Below are 17520 nucleotides of genomic sequence, written 5' to 3'. Positions count from 1 at the left end.
CTTAAATCTTGATCAATAATTATTCTGCGGGATAGCCATGATGCTGATGCGATTGTGCATTGATTGCCGATTCCACCTCGACCACATCATCAAACCAATGACGAACCCCATCAATTTCTTGATAATTTTCATGCCCTTTGCCTGCGATCACCACAATATCACCTTGTTTGGCGTGCCCAACTGCAAACTTAATCGCTTCACGGCGATCATGGATTTCATGGAAATGCTCAGCGCCAAGCACTTGCTCGGATAAATTGGCTTTCATATCGGCAAAAATTTGTAATGGGTCTTCCGTACGTGGGTTATCTGTGGTCATCAGTACTTGATCAGCACAATCTATCACAGCTTGAGTCATCTCTGGACGTTTGCCTCGATCTCGATCACCGCCACAGCCATACACCGCCCAAAGCTGATGCTCGACATGGGCTTTTAGACTTTGTAATACTTGCGCCAAAGCATCTGGCGTATGCGCATAATCCACAATAAACAATCGTCCTTGGTCAGCGATAACTTGCATGCGACCTGGTGCGCCCTTTAAGTTTTCTACCAAAGGCACAACATCCGCCAATGCATGGCCGAGTTTTTCCACACAGATGATCGCTGCTAAGACATTTTCCACATTAAAACGCCCAAGTAGCGGGCTATTGACCTGATACTCGCCACTATTGCAACGCAAAGTAAAACTCGCACCATCCAAACTAAACTGCACATCACTGAGATGATAATCCGCATTATCATGACGCATGCTATAGGTCACAATGCTTGGTTTTGCAGGATTATTTTTGGCATGCTCGATCATCAAAGCGGTAAAATCATCATCTTGATGAATCACCGCATGTTTTAAACTTGGAAAATCAAACAGTATCGCTTTCGCTTCAGCATAATTTTCTAAAGTCTTGTGATAATCCAAATGATCACGGCTCAAGTTGGTAAATGCAGCAACTGAGATCGGCATACCTGCCAATCGCCCTTGTTCTAAACCATGCGAACTGGCTTCAAGTGCTAAATAACGTGCACCCTGCAAGCTATAATCATAAAAAGACTGCTGTAGGTGCAACGCATCCAGTGTGGTATGCGTCGAGGCTTGCAGGTTCGGTAAAATACCATTGCCTGTGGTACCCATCACGGCAGTAGCTTGACCAAGCATCGTCAATAATTCTGCGATGAGCCGTGAAACCGTGGTTTTACCATTAGTGCCAGTGACTGCGACGACTTCTGCTAATTCAAGTGGTGCTTTCGACTGTAAGAGCTGTTGCTGTAATAATCCGAGAATTTGACGTAATTGTGGCAGATACAGCACTTTTTCATGTGCAGGCACTTGAACTTCGGTCAATACACCGATTACACCTTTTTCTAGTGCGCCATTGATATAGTGCTGGGTCTTTTCAAGATCATTATTCACGCCTTGTAGTGCAATAAAAATATCACCTATTTGCACTTTACGGCTGTCTAATTGAAAACCTGAAAAAGTGTCATTCGTCCATTTTGGCAAACTCACATGCGCCGTAATTGAAGCAACTTCTTCTGTCCAAATTTGTTGTAATGTACTCATCGTTCGACGCTCCTTAGGATGCAGTTTCAAGCGGACGATCTAGAGGTACATTGAGCAAACGCAATGACTCTTGCATGATCTTGGCAAACACAGGTGCTGCAACTAGACCACCGTAATATTTGCCTTGAGGATTTTCCACCACGACCACCATCGCAATGCGTGGATTACTGATCGGTGCAACCCCTGCAAATAGCGCACGATATTCGTTTTGCGAATAGCCTTTGCGGTCGGCACGCAGTTTATGCGCTGTACCTGTTTTACCACCAACCCGATAGCCAGGAATCACCGCCTGTCGTGCTGTCCCACCAGGTTGGGTTACACCTTCAAGCATTTGTAATACCGTATCGGCAATTTCAGGTTTAACCATTTGCTCGGCTTTTGGTGGCTCAGTTACTTTAAATAAAGTCAAAGGCACTTTTTGTCCATGATTGGCAATCATCGCATAAGACTGTGCAAGCTGTAATACCGTCGCATTTAGACCATAACCATAAGACATAGTAGCAACTTCCGATACATTCCACTTACTGCGTGGCAAGATCAAACCTGCACTTTCACCAGGGAACTTCACTGCGGACTTTTGCCCAAAACCAAGACGCTGATAAAACAGCGGTAAAGTTTCATAGGGTAAAGACAAAGCGATCTTTGATACACCGACGTTAGAGGATTTGATCACTATTCCGCCAAGATTGAGTGCACCGTAGTTATGTGTATCTCGAATGGTATGATTTCCCACACGCATATAACCTGGTGAGGTATTGATCACCGTTTCCGCTTTATATTTGCCTGTTTCTAATGCCATCATCACCGTCAATGGCTTCATAGTCGAACCCGGTTCGAACGAGTCGATCGCACCACGGTTACGCATGGCATCTTTATTGGTAAAGCTTTTGGGATTATTCGGGTTGTACGATGGCCAACTGCTCATCGCCAAGATTTCACCTGTTTTGACATCGACAGCAATCGCCGTTGCAGAACGTGCATTGTTCGCCACACCCGCAGCGGTGAGTTCACGGTACATAATGTACTGTAGTCGTGAATCAATACTGAGCTGAATATTTTCCCCTGCTTGCCCTTGAGTCAACACTTCTTCAACTTTCAGGCGATTACCCCGACGATCACGCAAAATTCGCTGTTCACCATTGACACCTGCAAGACGCTTATTCAGTTGCATCTCCAAGCCTTCGATGCCTAGACCATTACTATTGGTCACACCAATGATTTGTGCATTCGGCTGTGGTTGAGGATAGTAGCGTTTGTAGGTTTTTTCGGTGTACACCCCTTGGAAGTTTTGATCCAAAATGGCTTGCGCTTTGGCAGGTGGCACTTGACGTTTGATCACGACGTAACGTGTACGCTCACGACGTTTTACATCACTTTTCAGCTTACTTGCATCCACACCAGCGGCTTTGGCAATCGCATCTAAGTCGAAATTTTTCTGGCTTGGCTTTTTGCCTTCGGCAATATTTTCCTGATTCAGCTTTTGTGCTTGATAATAGTCTGTTGGGTCGATCACCAAAGTCATCACTGGTGTACTAATCGCCAGTGGCACACCATTACGATCATTGATCACACCACGCATCGCTTGGACTTTTTCGGTATAGAGAATCTTGGCATCAGCACGTTCTTGCAAGAACTTACTTTCGATGATTTGCACCCAAAAAGCACGACAAACCAACAAGACAAAGGCGGCAAATACAGCGATCCACAGCAGACGAAAACGCCACATATCTTGAGCAAGAGTTGGCTTGGCGACCACCGCCTTTCGTTTATTTTTGCCTTTTTGTGATTTCAACGCCATGTTGCCTTATTTTCCCAATCTTGCTTAGTTTACTTGAAATACTGTGCAGAATTGAATTCATCCAATTCATTTAAGTCGTGTCAGTGAATTCCAACCCTATTTAAAATTTTGCATCAATTTTGCATCAGTCTTGAAGTCGTTCATGGCACATTTCCCTGACCAAGTTGCGATTCGCCTAGCGCAATTTTCTCTGTTGCCAATTGATTCCCTGCGATCACCACAGTTTGCGATGCAGGCGGTGAAAACATACGAAGCTGTGTCACGGCTCGGCTACCAATCTGCGCCGTTGCACCAAAGGTCTGTTGCTCGATCAGCAAACGCCCCCACTCTGCATTAAGATTATCCTTTTCCTGCATCAGTTTGGTAAAGCCACGATAATCATAACGATATTTAAATACCTGATGCACCACCATAAAGGCACTACCCATCACTGCAACGAGTAATACAAAAATAATGGCAATATTTTTCAGCATGGATTTTTCTTGTAAAAACTCTGCATTCAGCAGTTTACTCGCAGAGGTTTTACCATAGTTTTCAGCAGATTGATTCGGCTTGATCTGTTGTTTGTTTTGTTGTTTACGCTGTGGTTGTATTGTAGCCATTTATACTTGCTCCTCACGCATCTCCACACGTGCTGCCACTCGAAGCCATGCACTACGTGAACGTGGATTTTCTTTGACTTCCGCTGTACTTGGTGCAATACGTGCAATTTTCTTTAAGCGTCGTGTGTCTTTTTGCGCTGTTTGCGAAAGTACCGCACCCCAATCCTGTTCGGGTAAAGTCGATTCTTTTTGGATAAATTGTTTAATCAAACGATCTTCCAAAGAATGAAAACTAATCACCGCCATCCGTCCATTGGGTTTTAATAATTCCACTGCTTGCGGTAAAAACTGCTCCACATCATCGAGTTCACGATTGATAAAAATCCGAATCGCTTGGAATGTCCGTGTCGCTGCGTGTTTATGCTTTTCCCATTTTGGATGAGCGACTTTGACGATTTCAGCCAGTTGCGCCGTGGTGTCGATCTGTCCTGCATTTTTAATCGCTTTGGCAATGCGTCGGCTATAACGCTCCTCACCATATTTAAAAATAATATTGGCAAGCTCGGTTTCATCGACTTCCAGTAACCACTGCCCTGCGGTGAGTCCTTGCGAGTTGTCCATTCGCATATCGAGAGGACCATTGTGCATAAAACTAAAACCACGCTCAGCTTGATCAAGCTGTGGCGACGACACACCGAGATCAGCCATGATGCCATCTACAGCAGTCACACCCAATTCAGCAAGCGCATCTTTAAGATCGGCAAAACTGGCATGGATAATCTGAAAGCGTGCATCTTCTTCGGCGAGTTTCTGTGCTTCTGCTAAGGCTTGAGGGTCTTTATCAAAGGCATAGACTTTGGCATCGGCATCAAGCTGACTTAAAAGCTGACGTGTATGCCCCCCACGACCAAAAGTCGCATCAACAAAAATTCCAGACTGTTTCTCACCTAATACAGCATCAACAGTTTCATTTAACAACACAGAAATATGGGACATGGAACACAACGATTGGTTTTATTAGCTAAACAATTATCTTAAAAATAAATTTAAAATAACACATGTAATTCAGACAATTATTCATGGTTTTGGGACGCATCCCAAGCCAAAATTTGTATCAATTGTATTTAATGTCAAATTTTGCCAGTGTAAGCGTTATAAGTCACGTCATTGCTGAAATTCTTTGCAAGAGAATGAAAGCTTCAAAAGCAAAAAATGCACACCGCCTAAGCAATGTGCATTTTCAGTGATCAAGAACAGTTTACAGGATGCGTACCGCACCTTTTGCCGCACTGGTCGAATGCTTCGCATAAATCTTCAAAGACTTAGACACTTTACGCTTACGCTCTTCGACTGGATGCCAACCTTTATCCTCTTGGATATGACGACGATGCGCCATCGTTGCATCATCAATATCAAGATGAATGGTACGATTTGGAATATCTATCTGAATAGTATCGCCATCTTCAACCAAACCAATCGCACCGCCTTCAGCAGCTTCTGGTGAAACGTGACCGATAGATAGACCAGACGAACCACCTGAGAAACGACCGTCAGTGATCAGCGCGCAGTCTTTACCCAAGCCTTTCGACTTCAAGTAACTGGTTGGATACAACATCTCTTGCATACCTGGTCCGCCACGAGGACCTTCGTAGCGAATCACTACGACATCACCTGCAACGATCTTGCCACCGAGAATGGCTTCAACCGCTGAATCCTGACTTTCAAAGACACGTGCTGTACCGTTAAATTTCAGAATTGATTCGTCAACACCTGCGGTTTTCACGATACAACCATCTAGTGCGATATTGCCGTAAAGTACCGCCAAACCACCATCTTTAGAGAACGCATGCTCTGCATTACGAATCACGCCTTTTTCACGGTCGCCGTCCAAAGTTGAATAATAACGATCTTGTGAGAACGCCACTTGCGTTGGGATACCACCCGGTGACGAACGGAAAAATTCATATACTGTAGGATCTTCAGTACGGATAATGTCCCACTTATCGAGAGCATCTTTCATGGTTTTTTCATGCACAGTGCTGACCGAGGTATCAAGCAATCCTGCACGATCAAGTTCGCCGAGAATCGACATGATCCCACCCGCACGGTGCACATCTTCCATATGCACGTCAGACTTCGCAGGTGCAACTTTTGACAGCACAGGCACTTTACGAGATAACACATCAATGTCATCCATACTAAAGTCAACTTCTGCTTCATGTGCTGCGGCTAATAAGTGCAATACGGTATTGGTCGAACCACCCATGGCAATATCGAGTGTCATCGCATTTTCAAAAGCGGCTTTTGTGGCAATAGAACGTGGCAAAATGCTGTAATCATTTTGTTCATAATGGCGACGGCACAAATCAACAACCAACTGCCCTGCTTTTAAGAATAATTTTTTACGGTTGGCATGGGTTGCCACGATCGAACCATTGCCCGGAAGTGATAAACCAAGTGCTTCCGTCAAACAGTTCATTGAGTTAGCAGTAAACATCCCTGAGCAAGAACCACAGGTTGGACATGCAGAGCGTTCAAACGCTTCAACTTCTTCATCAGTATAATTTTCATCTGCGGCAACAACCATCGCATCAACAAGGTCAATGGCTTTTTCATCACCACGGAATTTGACCTTACCTGCTTCCATCGGACCGCCTGACACAAATACTACTGGAATGTTCAGACGCATTGCCGCCATGAGCATTCCCGGTGTGATTTTGTCACAGTTTGAGATACACACCATCGCATCGGCACAGTGCGCATTGACCATATACTCGACCGAATCCGCAATCAAATCACGAGATGGCAGTGAATACAGCATCCCGTCATGTCCCATCGCAATACCGTCATCGACAGCAATGGTATTAAACTCTTTGGCTACACCGCCTGATGCTTCGATCTCACGAGCCACCAACTGACCTAAATCTTTGAGATGGACGTGACCCGGAACGAATTGGGTAAATGAGTTGACCACGGCAATAATCGGCTTACCAAAGTCTTCATCTTTCATTCCTGTTGCACGCCATAAGCCACGTGCACCAGCCATATTACGACCATGTGTTGATGTTTTCGAACGATAATCAGGCATGTGTACTTCCAAAAAATTAGATGCTTGAGTGAAACCTGAGATTCCCTCTGGCAAAACTTGCATTGTGTGCTGATCATTCAATCAGCTGATCTATCCAATAATAATACTACAATTCGAGTGGTGATAGGGAAATCCATTCAACAAGATCGTTGCTTACATAGTAGATTTAATTGTAGATTCAATGAATGTAATGTCCGCATATACCGAGAGTAACTGTGATTAGTCCTCAAAAACGCTTAGAAGATATTTTTAATGCCAATGCTAATAATGGTTTAGCGATTGCGATTACTGGTCAATGGGGTATTGGTAAAACATTTACATGGGAGCAATTTTTAGAAAGCCAAAGAACAAAAGAAAGACTAGGTGATGCTCAATCAAATATTTCAACAAAAAAGTATGCCTATATCTCATTATTCGGCATTGAATCGCTTACCGATCTTAAAACTCAAATTTACAGCAATATTGAGAATCACCATTTATCTGTAGACGTCCCAAAGTGGCTAAAAGGTTTACCTGCAATATTCAAAGACAGTCGAATTACACAATATGGTATTAGTGCGCCCGTCAAACTCATTGACAATCTGATGTTTAATCAAGTCAAAGACGCAATCATCTGCTTTGATGACTTTGAGCGCATGTCAGATAAAATGAATATCAAAGATGTGATGGGGCTCGCAAATTTCCTAAAGCAAGAACGCAACTGCCAAGTGGTTTTGATTTTAGATGAATCCAAAACCAATGAAGAAAATAAAAATAGCTATGCTGAATATAAGGAAAAACTCGTTGATGAAACAATAAAAATCACTACTGTAGAGCCTTTACTTCGTGACAAAGCAAAAGATTTGGATCAAGAGCTTATCGAGTTACTTGTAAAGTTCAGCAATGCTCTTGATATTCATAATTTCCGATTTTTTCAAAAAGTGCTCAAGCTTTATCGACAGTTTTTAGAGAAACTTCCTTTGCCTGCCACTTTTACGTCTAAAAAAATGATTTTAGTGAGAGTTTTACAGGGCTATTTAATTGAAGACTTTGGAAAAGATCTTAATATTCAATGGCATGATTTTACAAGAGAAAAATGGATTGAAGTGTCTGATGAAGATGTCGGAACAGGTATTTCTCCCCTTTACCAAAAGCTTGGAGTAATTTCATCTAAATTCACTGTACATGACTTATGGTTTGAAGAGTTCAGAAAATGGTTTACACAGAGCGCTCCCTTAAATGAGTCTACATTAATTGAATTAGCACAATCGAGCGCAATTACTGAAAATCAAGTAAAGGTTAGAGCAGAACTTATAGAACTACAGCGCACATGTCAAAACATGAATACCCAACATGACTTTTGTAAAAAGCTGTATGATTGTTCAATAAATTCTATAGGTTTTGAAAATTTAAATACCCTTCATTTTTGTAGTAAAATCCTTTCCACTTTTAAGAGAAAAGATTTAGCACGATTGTTAAATAAAAGTGTAAAAATTTGGATTGATCAATCCATAACTGAAAAAGGTAAAGCTTTCGCAGACGAAACCTTCCACTATGGTTTTGAAGCTAAAAATCCATTTTATCGCTACATTCGTATTAAAGAATCTCTCAATCCTTATTTAGGGTTGCCACCGCTAATTGATGTAATCGACTCTTATGTATTGAGAGGTGGTTGGAACTCAGAAACCGATGGTTTGGTCTTAGAAAAAGCAACTTTGAATGATTGGTTTCAGCTATTGTTTGAAGAAATAGACCAAAATGAGCGATTTAAAGATACAAATAAACTTCGTATCATCGGGAAAATATTAAAGCAAAAAATCAAACCTGAGCTCAATCCACAAATTAAAGAATTAATCTATCAGGCACTTGATCGCAAAGCGCAAGAATCAGAAATAATGCAGCTCAATGTGAAATACATTAAACAAAGATTGGACGAAGATAGCTAGTATTTTCATGGTGTTAAGACAACATATTCCTAAAAATTAACAGTCTTATCAATTTTTGTTATAAAATGATCCGCTTGGTTTCTATTTTTTCAAAACAAATATTGTTCAAAAGGCTCGGTTATGTTTTCAGCCCTAGCTCGTCTAAGCTTAGTTTCACGTATTTTGATCGCCATCGTCTTGGGTGGTCTAGTGGCCTATTTTTTACCTGAGTCTGCAAGTTATGTCAGCATATTGGGCGACTTATTTATCAAGGCATTGAAGTCGGTTGCACCGATTTTAGTCTTTATCTTAGTCCTTGCGTCGATTGCCAATTTTAAAGTCGGTCAAGGGGCAAGTAACCTCAAGCCGATTTTAGTCATGTACGTCATCGGCATGTTACTCGCTGCCACCTGTGCCGTCATCGCAAGCAATCTTTTTCCAAGTACACTTATCCTCACCATCGACCCTGAAACACAACTACAACCACCAAACAGTATCGCCGAAGTCCTCAAAACCCTATTACTCAACTTTATTAGCAATCCTGTGACGGCATTGCATGAAGCGAATTTTATTGGGATTCTCGCATGGGCAGTAGGTCTAGGTATTGCGCTACGTCATGCGTCAGATACCACACGCCAAGTCCTCACAGATATTTCCGATGGGGTGAATAGCATTATTCGTATTGTGATTAGCTTTGCACCACTGGGGATTTTTGGTTTGGTTGTGGCGACATTTGCACAGGCTGGTTTGGACACGCTCACCAATTATGCGCATTTGATCGTGGTCTTGGTAGCGACGATGGCTTTTGTCGCATTGGTGATCAATCCGATCTTGGTAGCTATCGTGATGAAAAAGAATCCATATCCGTTGGTATTTAAGTGCTTGGAAGAAAGTGGTATTACTGCATTCTTTACTCGTAGCTCGGCAGCGAATATTCCTGTGAATTTAGACTTGGCAAAGCGTCTAGGTGTCTCTGAATCGACCGCAAGTGTGTCCATCCCACTCGGTGCAACCATCAATATGGCAGGGGCTGCGGTGACCATTACTATTTTGACTTTGGCTGCGGTGAATACCTTGAATATTGAAGTCGACTTTTTCACGATGGTGGTATTGTCTGTGGTGTCTGTGGTGACAGCATGTGGTGCGTCAGGTGTCGCAGGTGGTTCGCTACTTTTGATTCCAGTGGCGTGTGGTCTATTTGGGATTTCATCAGAAACTGCCATGCAAGTCGTCGCAATCGGCATGGTGATTAGTGTGCTACAAGATTCGACTGAAACTGCCTTAAACTCATCGACGGATATTCTATTTACCGCTGCGGTGGATTTACCGAAGAAGTAAAGCCTTAAAAAAGCAAAACCTTAAGAAATAAAGTTCATTAAAAAAGCTGAAGCGTTAATCACTTCAGCTTTTTTATTTTCAAAGTAAATCTCAAAAACTATTTCAACAATGGCTTTAAGAAATGACCTGTATGCGACTTTTTCACTTTTGCGATTTGCTCTGGTGTGCCTTCAGCAATAATTTCCCCACCACCTGAACCGCCTTCTGGACCAAGATCAATAATCCAGTCCGCAGTTTTCACCACATCAAGATTATGCTCAATCACCACAATGGTATTCCCTTTCTCACGCAAGGTATGCAAGATATCGAGTAACTTGGCAATATCATGGAAATGTAACCCTGTAGTTGGCTCATCAAGCACATACAAAGTCTTGCCTGTATCACGTTTGGCAAGTTCACGAGCGAGTTTCACCCGCTGTGCTTCACCACCTGACAATGTGGTCGCCGCTTGTCCAAGACGGATATAGCCTAAACCCACATCATTCAACGTTTCCAAGCGACGGTGAATGGTCGGAATCGCATCGAAGAATTGTGCAGCATCTTCTACGGTCATTTCCAACACTTCAGAAATATTTTTACCTTTGTAATGCACTTCTAAGGTTTCACGGTTATAGCGCTTGCCATGACAGGCATCGCACGGCACATACATATCAGGTAAGAAATGCATCGCCACTTTGATCATGCCATCACCCTCGCAGGCTTCACAACGACCACCTTTAACATTGAAAGAGAATCGACCTGCGGCATAGCCTCGAGCTCGTGCTTCAGGCGTCTGCGCAAACAGCTCACGAATCGGCGTGAATAATCCTGTATAAGTCGCAGGGTTAGAACGTGGTGTACGTCCAATCGGACTTTGGTCAATATCGACCACTTTATCCAAGAACTGCAAGCCATCAATGGATTCAAACTTTTCTGCTGTGAGCGTAGTTGCACCATTGAGTTGCGTCAAAGCCAGTGGCAATAAAGTACGGTTAATTAAAGTTGACTTTCCTGAACCTGATACACCAGTCACGCAAGTCATCACACCAGTCGGCAAGGTTAAGCTGACATTTTTCAGGTTATGTCCGCTCGCACCTGTGAGGCGAATGGTTTCATCTGGACGTGGCGAAGTTTTACGTTCTTTTGGTACAGCGATCTTCAATTTTCCTGAAAGATATTGTCCAGTCAGAGAATCTTTATGATCTGCCAAATCTTGCGCAGTGCCTTCGGCGATGATCTCGCCGCCATGCACACCTGCACCCGGTCCAATATCAATGATATGGTCAGCGGCACGAATGGCATCTTCATCATGCTCAACGACTAAAACCGTATTGCCTAAGTCTCGCAGGCGTATCAAAGTTTGTAGTAGACGGTCATTATCCCGCTGATGCAGTCCAATCGACGGCTCATCAAGGACATACATTACACCCATCAAGCCTGCGCCAATCTGCGATGCCAAACGAATACGCTGTGCTTCACCGCCTGATAGAGTTTCTGCTGAACGCGCAAGGCTGAGATAATTCAGACCAACGCTCACAAGGAATTGCAAACGCTCTCGAATTTCTTTAAAAATCTTATCGGCGATTTCACCTTTTGCACCTTCAAGCTCGATGCCTTGATAATAATTTTCCGCTTCGCCAATCGACATTTGCGTGATATTGGCAATGGTTTTGTCTAACACTCGGACATGACGTGAGATTTCATTGAGTCGTGAACCTTCACAGCTACTACATGCCGCATTGGACAGATATTGCGCCAAATCCTCTCGCACGTAGTTACTTTCGGTTTCACGGTAGCGACGCTCCATGTACGGCAACACGCCTTCAAATGGCGAAACACGATTGTGCTTACGTCCACGCTCATCGACATAAGACAGATCGACTTTTTCTTTACCTGAACCTTGTAGAATGACTTTTTGTTGTGCTTTGTCTAAATCTTGCCACGGCTGATCCATCGGAATATCGAAGTGTTCAGCGACTTTTTGCACGATGGTGAAATAATACGGACGCTGACGATCCCAACCTCGAATTGCGCCTTGGCTGAGGCTAAGGTCGCTATTTGGCACGAGTTTGTCAGGGCTAAAATGGCTTCGTGTCCCCAAACCATCACAAACAGGACATGCACCAAAGGGATTATTAAATGAGAATAAACGTGGCTCAAGCTCCGCCACCGCACGATCACACTGCGGACAACTATGTTTTGCCGAGAAAATACGGTCAGGATGTTCGCCTTTCATCCATGATAAAGTCACCAAATCACCGCCGAGTCGTAGAGACGTTTCGATGGATTCAGCGATACGATTCCCCAAATCATCACGGACTTTGAAGCGATCAACCACCACTTCGATGGTGTGTTTTTTCTTTTTATCGAGTTCGGGTGGTGTATCAATATCAATGATTTCGCCATCGACACGGGCACGGACAAAGCCTTGCCCTTGTAGCTTTTCAAATAAAGTGCTGTATTCGCCTTTACGCTCACGCACCACTGGCGCAAGGAGCATAATCGCCGTATCTTCTGGAAGCGCACGGATTTCATCGACCATTTCCGACACGGTTTGCGCAACCATCGGCAAGTCATGTTCAGGACAATACGGCGTACCGACACGGGCATAGAGCAAACGCAGATAATCGTAAATTTCCGTGATCGTACCGACCGTTGAACGTGGATTATGGCTGGTCGATTTTTGCTCAATGGCAATCGCAGGACTCAAACCCTCAATCGCATCGACTTCAGGCTTTTCCATCTGTGATAAAAACTGACGTGCATAGGCAGACAGCGATTCGACATAGCGACGCTGACCTTCGGCATATAAAGTATCAAACGCAAGTGATGATTTTCCTGAACCTGATAGCCCAGTGATGACGACAAATTTGTCACGTGGAATGTCCAAAGACACATTTTTCAAGTTGTGGGTACGTGCACCACGAATGCGAATATGACTTTGACTCATTCAATTGTCCTGTTGTTATTTGGCGAAAAACAGTATTGTATATGAAGATGTCTAACAATTATTCAAGTTCACAAATTGAAATAAAAGTTTGAACCATTACATCTGACTCAGATGGGTTTATTGTTTATGGTTAATTTGCTTTATAATATCGGCATTAAAAATCGACTGCTACAACCATTTAAAAGCCCCCTGATATGAATAATCTCGAAGCTCGCTCAACTTTTGCACTCAGTAGCATTTTTGCACTGCGGATGTTGGGTTTATTTATGATTATTCCTGTATTTGCGGTTGCAGGACAACAATATCATGGTGCGACTCCTGCATTGATTGGTCTTGCGGTTGGTATTTATGGACTCAGCCAAGCCTTTTTACAGATTCCATTTAGCTTACTTGCCGATCGTTTTAGTCGAAAGCCTTTAATCATTTTCGGACTTGCCTTGTTTGCTCTAGGTGGAGCGATTGCCGCTTTATCTGATTCGATCTATGGCGTGATCATTGGTCGGGCGATTGCAGGTGCAGGTGCGGTATCTGCTGTGGTGATGGCATTACTCTCCGATGTAACACGTGAAGAACAACGCTCCAAAGCGATGGCATTTATGGGCATGAGCATTGGGCTGTCTTTCATGCTCGCCTTTAGTATCGGTCCGTGGGTCACCGAGCAAGTCGGTATTTCAGGACTCTTTTGGGTCACCACCATCATGGGTACATTGGCAATGCTGATGTTGCTCTTGGTGCCGAAAGTCACTCGACATTATCGAGTCGCACCTCAAGGTTATCTCACTCAACTCAAACAAGTGCTTGGCATGGCAGACTTAAACCGTTTGCACGTGTCAATTTTTATGTTGCATTTATTGCTCACAGCGATGTTTGTGTTTATTCCATCTCAGTTGATTGAATATGCAGGGATACCACTTGCGCATCATGGTTGGGTGTATTTGCCACTCTTATTGATCAGCTTATTTTTTGCTTTTCCAAGTATTATCTTGGCGGAAAAATACCGTCAGATGCGTGGTATTTTTATCACTGCAGTAGTGGCTATCGTCTTGGGTTTAATCGTCATGGCACTTGGCTATGACAATAAATATGGTCTGCTCTGTGGCTTAGCCTTATTTTTTATCGCTTTCAATGTCATGGAAGCCCTATTACCCTCGTGGCTATCCAAATCCGCACCGATCCAGTCCAAATCGACTGCAATGGGTGTGAACTCGAGTTTTCAGTTTCTCGGGGCATTTTTTGGTGGGACATTGGGCGGTTTTTTACTGAGTATGCACCAGATTGGCTTAGGCTGGGCAATCTTGGCAGGTATTGCCATCATTTGGTTGCTGGTCACTTTTCAGCTCAATCAGCCACGTTATCTATCTTCAATCGTGGTGACATTGCCTGATACAGAAAAAATGGATGATTGGACTTCCCTTTTACTGGCTGTTCATGGTATTGAAGAGGTCGTAGTCATGCCTGAAAAACAGGTTGCCTACATCAAAGTGGATAAACAACAAATTACAGATACAGCAAGACAAGAATTGTCGCGCTTGCTCAATCAAGAGCTAGCGATCTAAGGCAATCTCGATTAAAGTATTCAAACAAAATAGACATCTATAAGAGGAATAGCGCATGCGCGGAGTGAATAAGGTGATTTTAGTTGGTACCTTAGGACGTGACCCTGAATCAAAAACCTTTCCAAATGGCGGATCGGTGTGTAATTTTTCAATTGCCACCAGTGAGTCTTGGACTGATAAAAATACTGGCGAACGCAAAGAACAAACAGAATGGCATCGTATTGTTTTAAATAATAAACTGGGTGAAATCGCTCAACAATATTTGAAAAAAGGCTCGAAAGTCTACATCGAAGGCTCATTACGTACACGTCAATGGACGGATCAAAACGGTCAAGAGCGTTATAGCACTGAGATTCGTGGTGACCAAATGCAAATGCTCGACTCACGTCCACAGCAAGAGGGGGGTTATCAAAACCAAAATTATGGTCAGAACAATGGTGGCTTTGACGCACCACGTTTTAACAATAATTCAGGTAATAACTCAGGCAACAATCAAGGCGGTTATAACAACAATCCAAACTATGCAGCACCTGCAGGTGGTGGATACGGTGGAAATAACCAAGCGCCAAGAGCTCAACCACAACAAGGTGGTAATGAGCCTGATGATGATTTACCGTTCTAATATTGAGCCACTCTAATATCGAGCTGTACTAGACCCGAACATTCTAGTTTTTTATAAATCTGAATGCCTTAAAAAAACCTGATTCGTCAGGTTTTTTATGCTTTGAATTTTGCGACTACACAATGAATAGGCAAAAAAAAGCTTATCCGAGGGGGATAAGCTATAAAATCACAATCGTTAAAGCTGTTAAATTTGATTCAAAATCAAAAACATAAGGAGAGATTGCAGATACCAAATATGTTGAACGCATAATAATCAGTTGCTGTGCAAAAAGCAAGCATTTTTTAAATATATTTGCATTAATTTTTCATTTTAAAGCCATGCTTAATAGAAAAAGAATCATTCTTATTTATTTTCATTTCACACATGCGAAGATCATTCTATTTTCATGCTAGGATTTCTTCAATTTAGTGCTAATTTTTCAAAATTTAGGTCAATGATAATGCAAGCAAAAAATACCGCTTTGATCGTCGTCGATGTACAAAATGGCTTTTGCCCAAATGGCAATCTTGCTGTGCCGAATGGCGATGAAGTCGTACCGATCATTAATCAACTGGCAACGCATTTTCAAAATATTGTATTCACCCAAGACTGGCATCCTGCCGATCATATTTCTTTTGCTGAAAATCATGTGGATAAACAGCCTTTTGACACCATTGAACTCAATTATGGTACGCAAGTGCTTTGGCCGACGCATTGTGTACAAGGCTCGCAGGATGCCGAGCTTCATCCCGATTTAGATATTCCGACAGCACAACTGATTATCCGCAAAGGCTACCATCAGCATATCGACAGTTATTCGGCTTTTTTGGAAGCAGATCAACAAACCTCGACTGGGCTTGCAGGTTACCTACAATCTCGTGGCATTGATACGGTTTATGTGGTCGGGTTAGCGACAGATTTCTGTGTGGCGTGGACGGCGATGGATGCAGCAAAACTCGGCTTTGCCAGTTATGTGATCGAAGATGCCTGCCGTGCCATTGATCTGAATGGTTCATTAGAGAATGCTTGGCAAGCCATGAACGATGCGGGTGTACAGCGCATATCATCCCAAGACATTCTTGCTGAGTAATTGCAGAATAATCTCTACCGATCAGCTTTAATCCTAAGCGTGACAGGTTTAAACTTGCCTAAACTTGTGTAAATTTTGATTCATCATGACACCAGCCTGCAAACTTCTCGATTAACAAAAAATCGCATATCGCAAACATGAATACGATCACGACCCGAATAATCACAATTTTGGCTTGGAAGCGGTGGAAAAACTTGGATTGACGCTCGAGGAAACCTTTAAAACCTTATTGGTCACAGACGGTAAAAATCATTATGTCGCCGTGCTTCCAGTCGCCTATCAACTCAATCTTAAAAAGGCCGCTAGCGCTTTGGGCTGTAAAAAACTGGCAATGGCAGAAATCAAGGATGCTGAACGCCTGACAGGTTATCTGGTCGGTGGGATTAGTCCGCTCGGACAGAAAAAACGCCTAAAAACCGTGATTGATGATTCCGCACAACACTTTGAAAAAATGTACGTCAGTGGTGGTAAGCGTGGTTTAGATATTTCGCTTGCACCGAATGATCTCAGCAAAGTATTAAATGCTGACTTTGCTAAGATTCGAGATTTAGTCGGATAACTTCATCTCCCCGACTGCGTTAATTTCTCTCAATGTACAACTTATACACCTTCGCTCAATTGCTTTGTTGTTGAATTAAATTCATTTGCCTAAATACATTGAGCCGCCTAAACAGAGTTATGAATTAATAGACGTATCAATCCGTGTGCCACGGAGCAGGGTTTTTGTCACAGGTGTTTTTTGACAAATATCAAGAATTTTTGCTTTAGTTGCTTCATCCAGATCCTTGTCAAAACTCAGCTCCCGAGTAATCCATTCCTCACCTTCTTTGTTCATATTAAAGTGTAGGTCAATGGAAAAATGCCCATAATCTATCTCTTTATGCTTGGCGTACATGCGTAGTGTGATCATCGTGCACGCCGCCAATCCCGCAAGCAGATAGTCATAGGGCGCAGGACCTGTATCACCACCGCCTAAACTCTCAGGTTTATCGGTAATATAGTAATGCTTCCCACTGCTGAGTTCACCTGCCCACGGTGCGACTAGGCTGGAGATTTTTGTATTTGCGATGCTCGCCATGTAGCCATCCTCGTTTTGAATTCTACGCTTTGTATTTTGCG

The 17520-nt window shown here is 43.0% G+C and carries 13 protein-coding genes; 6 read left to right on the top strand and 7 right to left on the bottom strand.

The genetic code is table 11. The features are described from left to right. Nucleotides 1–19: 19 nt before the first annotated feature. The 5 genes from MKI79_RS00535 to ilvD all read right to left on the bottom strand — a co-directional run bounded on the left by MKI79_RS00535 (nucleotide 20) and on the right by ilvD (nucleotide 6980). Nucleotides 20–1552: a UDP-N-acetylmuramoyl-L-alanyl-D-glutamate--2,6-diaminopimelate ligase gene (locus MKI79_RS00535; protein WP_241570030.1), complete on the bottom strand. Its 1533-nt coding sequence runs from the start codon at nucleotides 1550–1552 to the stop codon at nucleotides 20–22. A 13-nt stretch (nucleotides 1553–1565) separates the two neighbouring features. Continuing rightward, entirely contained in the window at nucleotides 1566–3350 is a 1785-nt protein-coding gene (locus MKI79_RS00530; protein ID WP_241570028.1) for a peptidoglycan D,D-transpeptidase FtsI family protein, read from the bottom strand. Nucleotides 3351–3490: 140 nt separating this feature from the next. Further along, nucleotides 3491–3823 (bottom strand): cell division protein FtsL, encoded by a 333-nt coding sequence (gene ftsL / locus MKI79_RS00525; protein ID WP_407651524.1) that lies wholly within the window; start codon nucleotides 3821–3823, stop codon nucleotides 3491–3493. Between the two features lie 129 nt (nucleotides 3824–3952). Further along, on the bottom strand, nucleotides 3953–4888 hold the full coding sequence (gene rsmH, locus MKI79_RS00520; RefSeq protein WP_241570026.1) for a 16S rRNA (cytosine(1402)-N(4))-methyltransferase RsmH: 936 nt from the start codon (nucleotides 4886–4888) through the stop codon (nucleotides 3953–3955). Nucleotides 4889–5150: 262 nt separating this feature from the next. Next, a complete protein-coding gene (gene ilvD / locus MKI79_RS00515; RefSeq protein WP_241570024.1) occupies nucleotides 5151–6980 on the bottom strand; it encodes a dihydroxy-acid dehydratase in 1830 nt (609 codons plus the stop codon). A gap of 215 nt (nucleotides 6981–7195) precedes the next feature. Between ilvD and MKI79_RS00510 the strand changes: the two genes are divergently transcribed. Next, the gene (locus MKI79_RS00510; protein WP_241570023.1) at nucleotides 7196–8905 is read left to right on the top strand and encodes a P-loop NTPase fold protein; all 1710 of its coding nucleotides are present in this window, start codon (nucleotides 7196–7198) and stop codon (nucleotides 8903–8905) included. A 120-nt stretch (nucleotides 8906–9025) separates the two neighbouring features. Continuing rightward, nucleotides 9026–10222, top strand: coding sequence for a serine/threonine transporter SstT (gene sstT, locus MKI79_RS00505; RefSeq protein WP_241570021.1), 1197 nt, complete (start codon nucleotides 9026–9028; stop codon nucleotides 10220–10222). Nucleotides 10223–10319: 97 nt separating this feature from the next. On the opposite strand, the gene uvrA is transcribed toward sstT, so the two are convergent. After that, entirely contained in the window at nucleotides 10320–13151 is a 2832-nt protein-coding gene (gene uvrA / locus MKI79_RS00500; RefSeq protein ID WP_241570014.1) for an excinuclease ABC subunit UvrA, read from the bottom strand. A 194-nt stretch (nucleotides 13152–13345) separates the two neighbouring features. Between uvrA and MKI79_RS00495 the strand changes: the two genes are divergently transcribed. The 4 genes from MKI79_RS00495 (at nucleotide 13346) to ybaK (ending at nucleotide 16960) form a co-directional block, all read left to right on the top strand. Beyond that, nucleotides 13346–14707 (top strand): MFS transporter, encoded by a 1362-nt coding sequence (locus MKI79_RS00495; RefSeq protein ID WP_241570012.1) that lies wholly within the window; start codon nucleotides 13346–13348, stop codon nucleotides 14705–14707. Nucleotides 14708–14762: 55 nt separating this feature from the next. Beyond that, complete coding sequence (gene ssb / locus MKI79_RS00490; RefSeq protein WP_241570009.1) at nucleotides 14763–15329, top strand: single-stranded DNA-binding protein; 567 nt, start codon at nucleotides 14763–14765, stop codon at nucleotides 15327–15329. 436 nt (nucleotides 15330–15765) lie between these two features. Then, on the top strand, nucleotides 15766–16401 hold the full coding sequence (gene pncA / locus MKI79_RS00485) for a bifunctional nicotinamidase/pyrazinamidase (RefSeq protein ID WP_241570007.1): 636 nt from the start codon (nucleotides 15766–15768) through the stop codon (nucleotides 16399–16401). Between the two features lie 121 nt (nucleotides 16402–16522). Beyond that, entirely contained in the window at nucleotides 16523–16960 is a 438-nt protein-coding gene (ybaK, locus tag MKI79_RS00480; protein WP_241570239.1) for a Cys-tRNA(Pro) deacylase, read from the top strand. A 117-nt stretch (nucleotides 16961–17077) separates the two neighbouring features. Here the strand turns inward: ybaK and MKI79_RS00475 are convergent, their stop codons facing one another. Continuing rightward, nucleotides 17078–17479 (bottom strand): OsmC family protein, encoded by a 402-nt coding sequence (locus MKI79_RS00475; RefSeq protein ID WP_241570005.1) that lies wholly within the window; start codon nucleotides 17477–17479, stop codon nucleotides 17078–17080. Between the last annotated feature and the right edge of the window lie 41 nt (nucleotides 17480–17520).

The organism is Acinetobacter sedimenti, from assembly GCF_022601685.1.
Lineage (GTDB): Bacteria > Pseudomonadota > Gammaproteobacteria > Pseudomonadales > Moraxellaceae > Acinetobacter > Acinetobacter sedimenti.
Note: the sequence above shows the minus strand (reverse complement) of the source record. Positions and strands in the feature narration are given on the sequence as shown.

Bases quoted from the DNA above. Each gene is read 5' to 3' on its own strand.
- MKI79_RS00530 (WP_241570028.1), bottom strand. From the start codon at position 3,350: ATGGCGTTGAAATCACAAAAAGGCAAAAATAAACGAAAGGCGGTGGTC.
- rsmH (WP_241570026.1), bottom strand. From the start codon at position 4,888: ATGTCCCATATTTCTGTGTTGTTAAATGAAACTGTTGATGCTGTATTA.
- pncA (WP_241570007.1), top strand. From the start codon at position 15,766: ATGATAATGCAAGCAAAAAATACCGCTTTGATCGTCGTCGATGTACAA.
- ilvD (WP_241570024.1), bottom strand. From the start codon at position 6,980: ATGCCTGATTATCGTTCGAAAACATCAACACATGGTCGTAATATGGCT.
- uvrA (WP_241570014.1), bottom strand. From the start codon at position 13,151: ATGAGTCAAAGTCATATTCGCATTCGTGGTGCACGTACCCACAACTTG.
- ssb (WP_241570009.1), top strand. From the start codon at position 14,763: ATGCGCGGAGTGAATAAGGTGATTTTAGTTGGTACCTTAGGACGTGAC.
- MKI79_RS00535 (WP_241570030.1), bottom strand. From the start codon at position 1,552: ATGAGTACATTACAACAAATTTGGACAGAAGAAGTTGCTTCAATTACG.
- MKI79_RS00495 (WP_241570012.1), top strand. From the start codon at position 13,346: ATGAATAATCTCGAAGCTCGCTCAACTTTTGCACTCAGTAGCATTTTT.
- ftsL (WP_407651524.1), bottom strand. From the start codon at position 3,823: ATGCTGAAAAATATTGCCATTATTTTTGTATTACTCGTTGCAGTGATG.
- MKI79_RS00475 (WP_241570005.1), bottom strand. From the start codon at position 17,479: ATGGCGAGCATCGCAAATACAAAAATCTCCAGCCTAGTCGCACCGTGG.
- sstT (WP_241570021.1), top strand. From the start codon at position 9,026: ATGTTTTCAGCCCTAGCTCGTCTAAGCTTAGTTTCACGTATTTTGATC.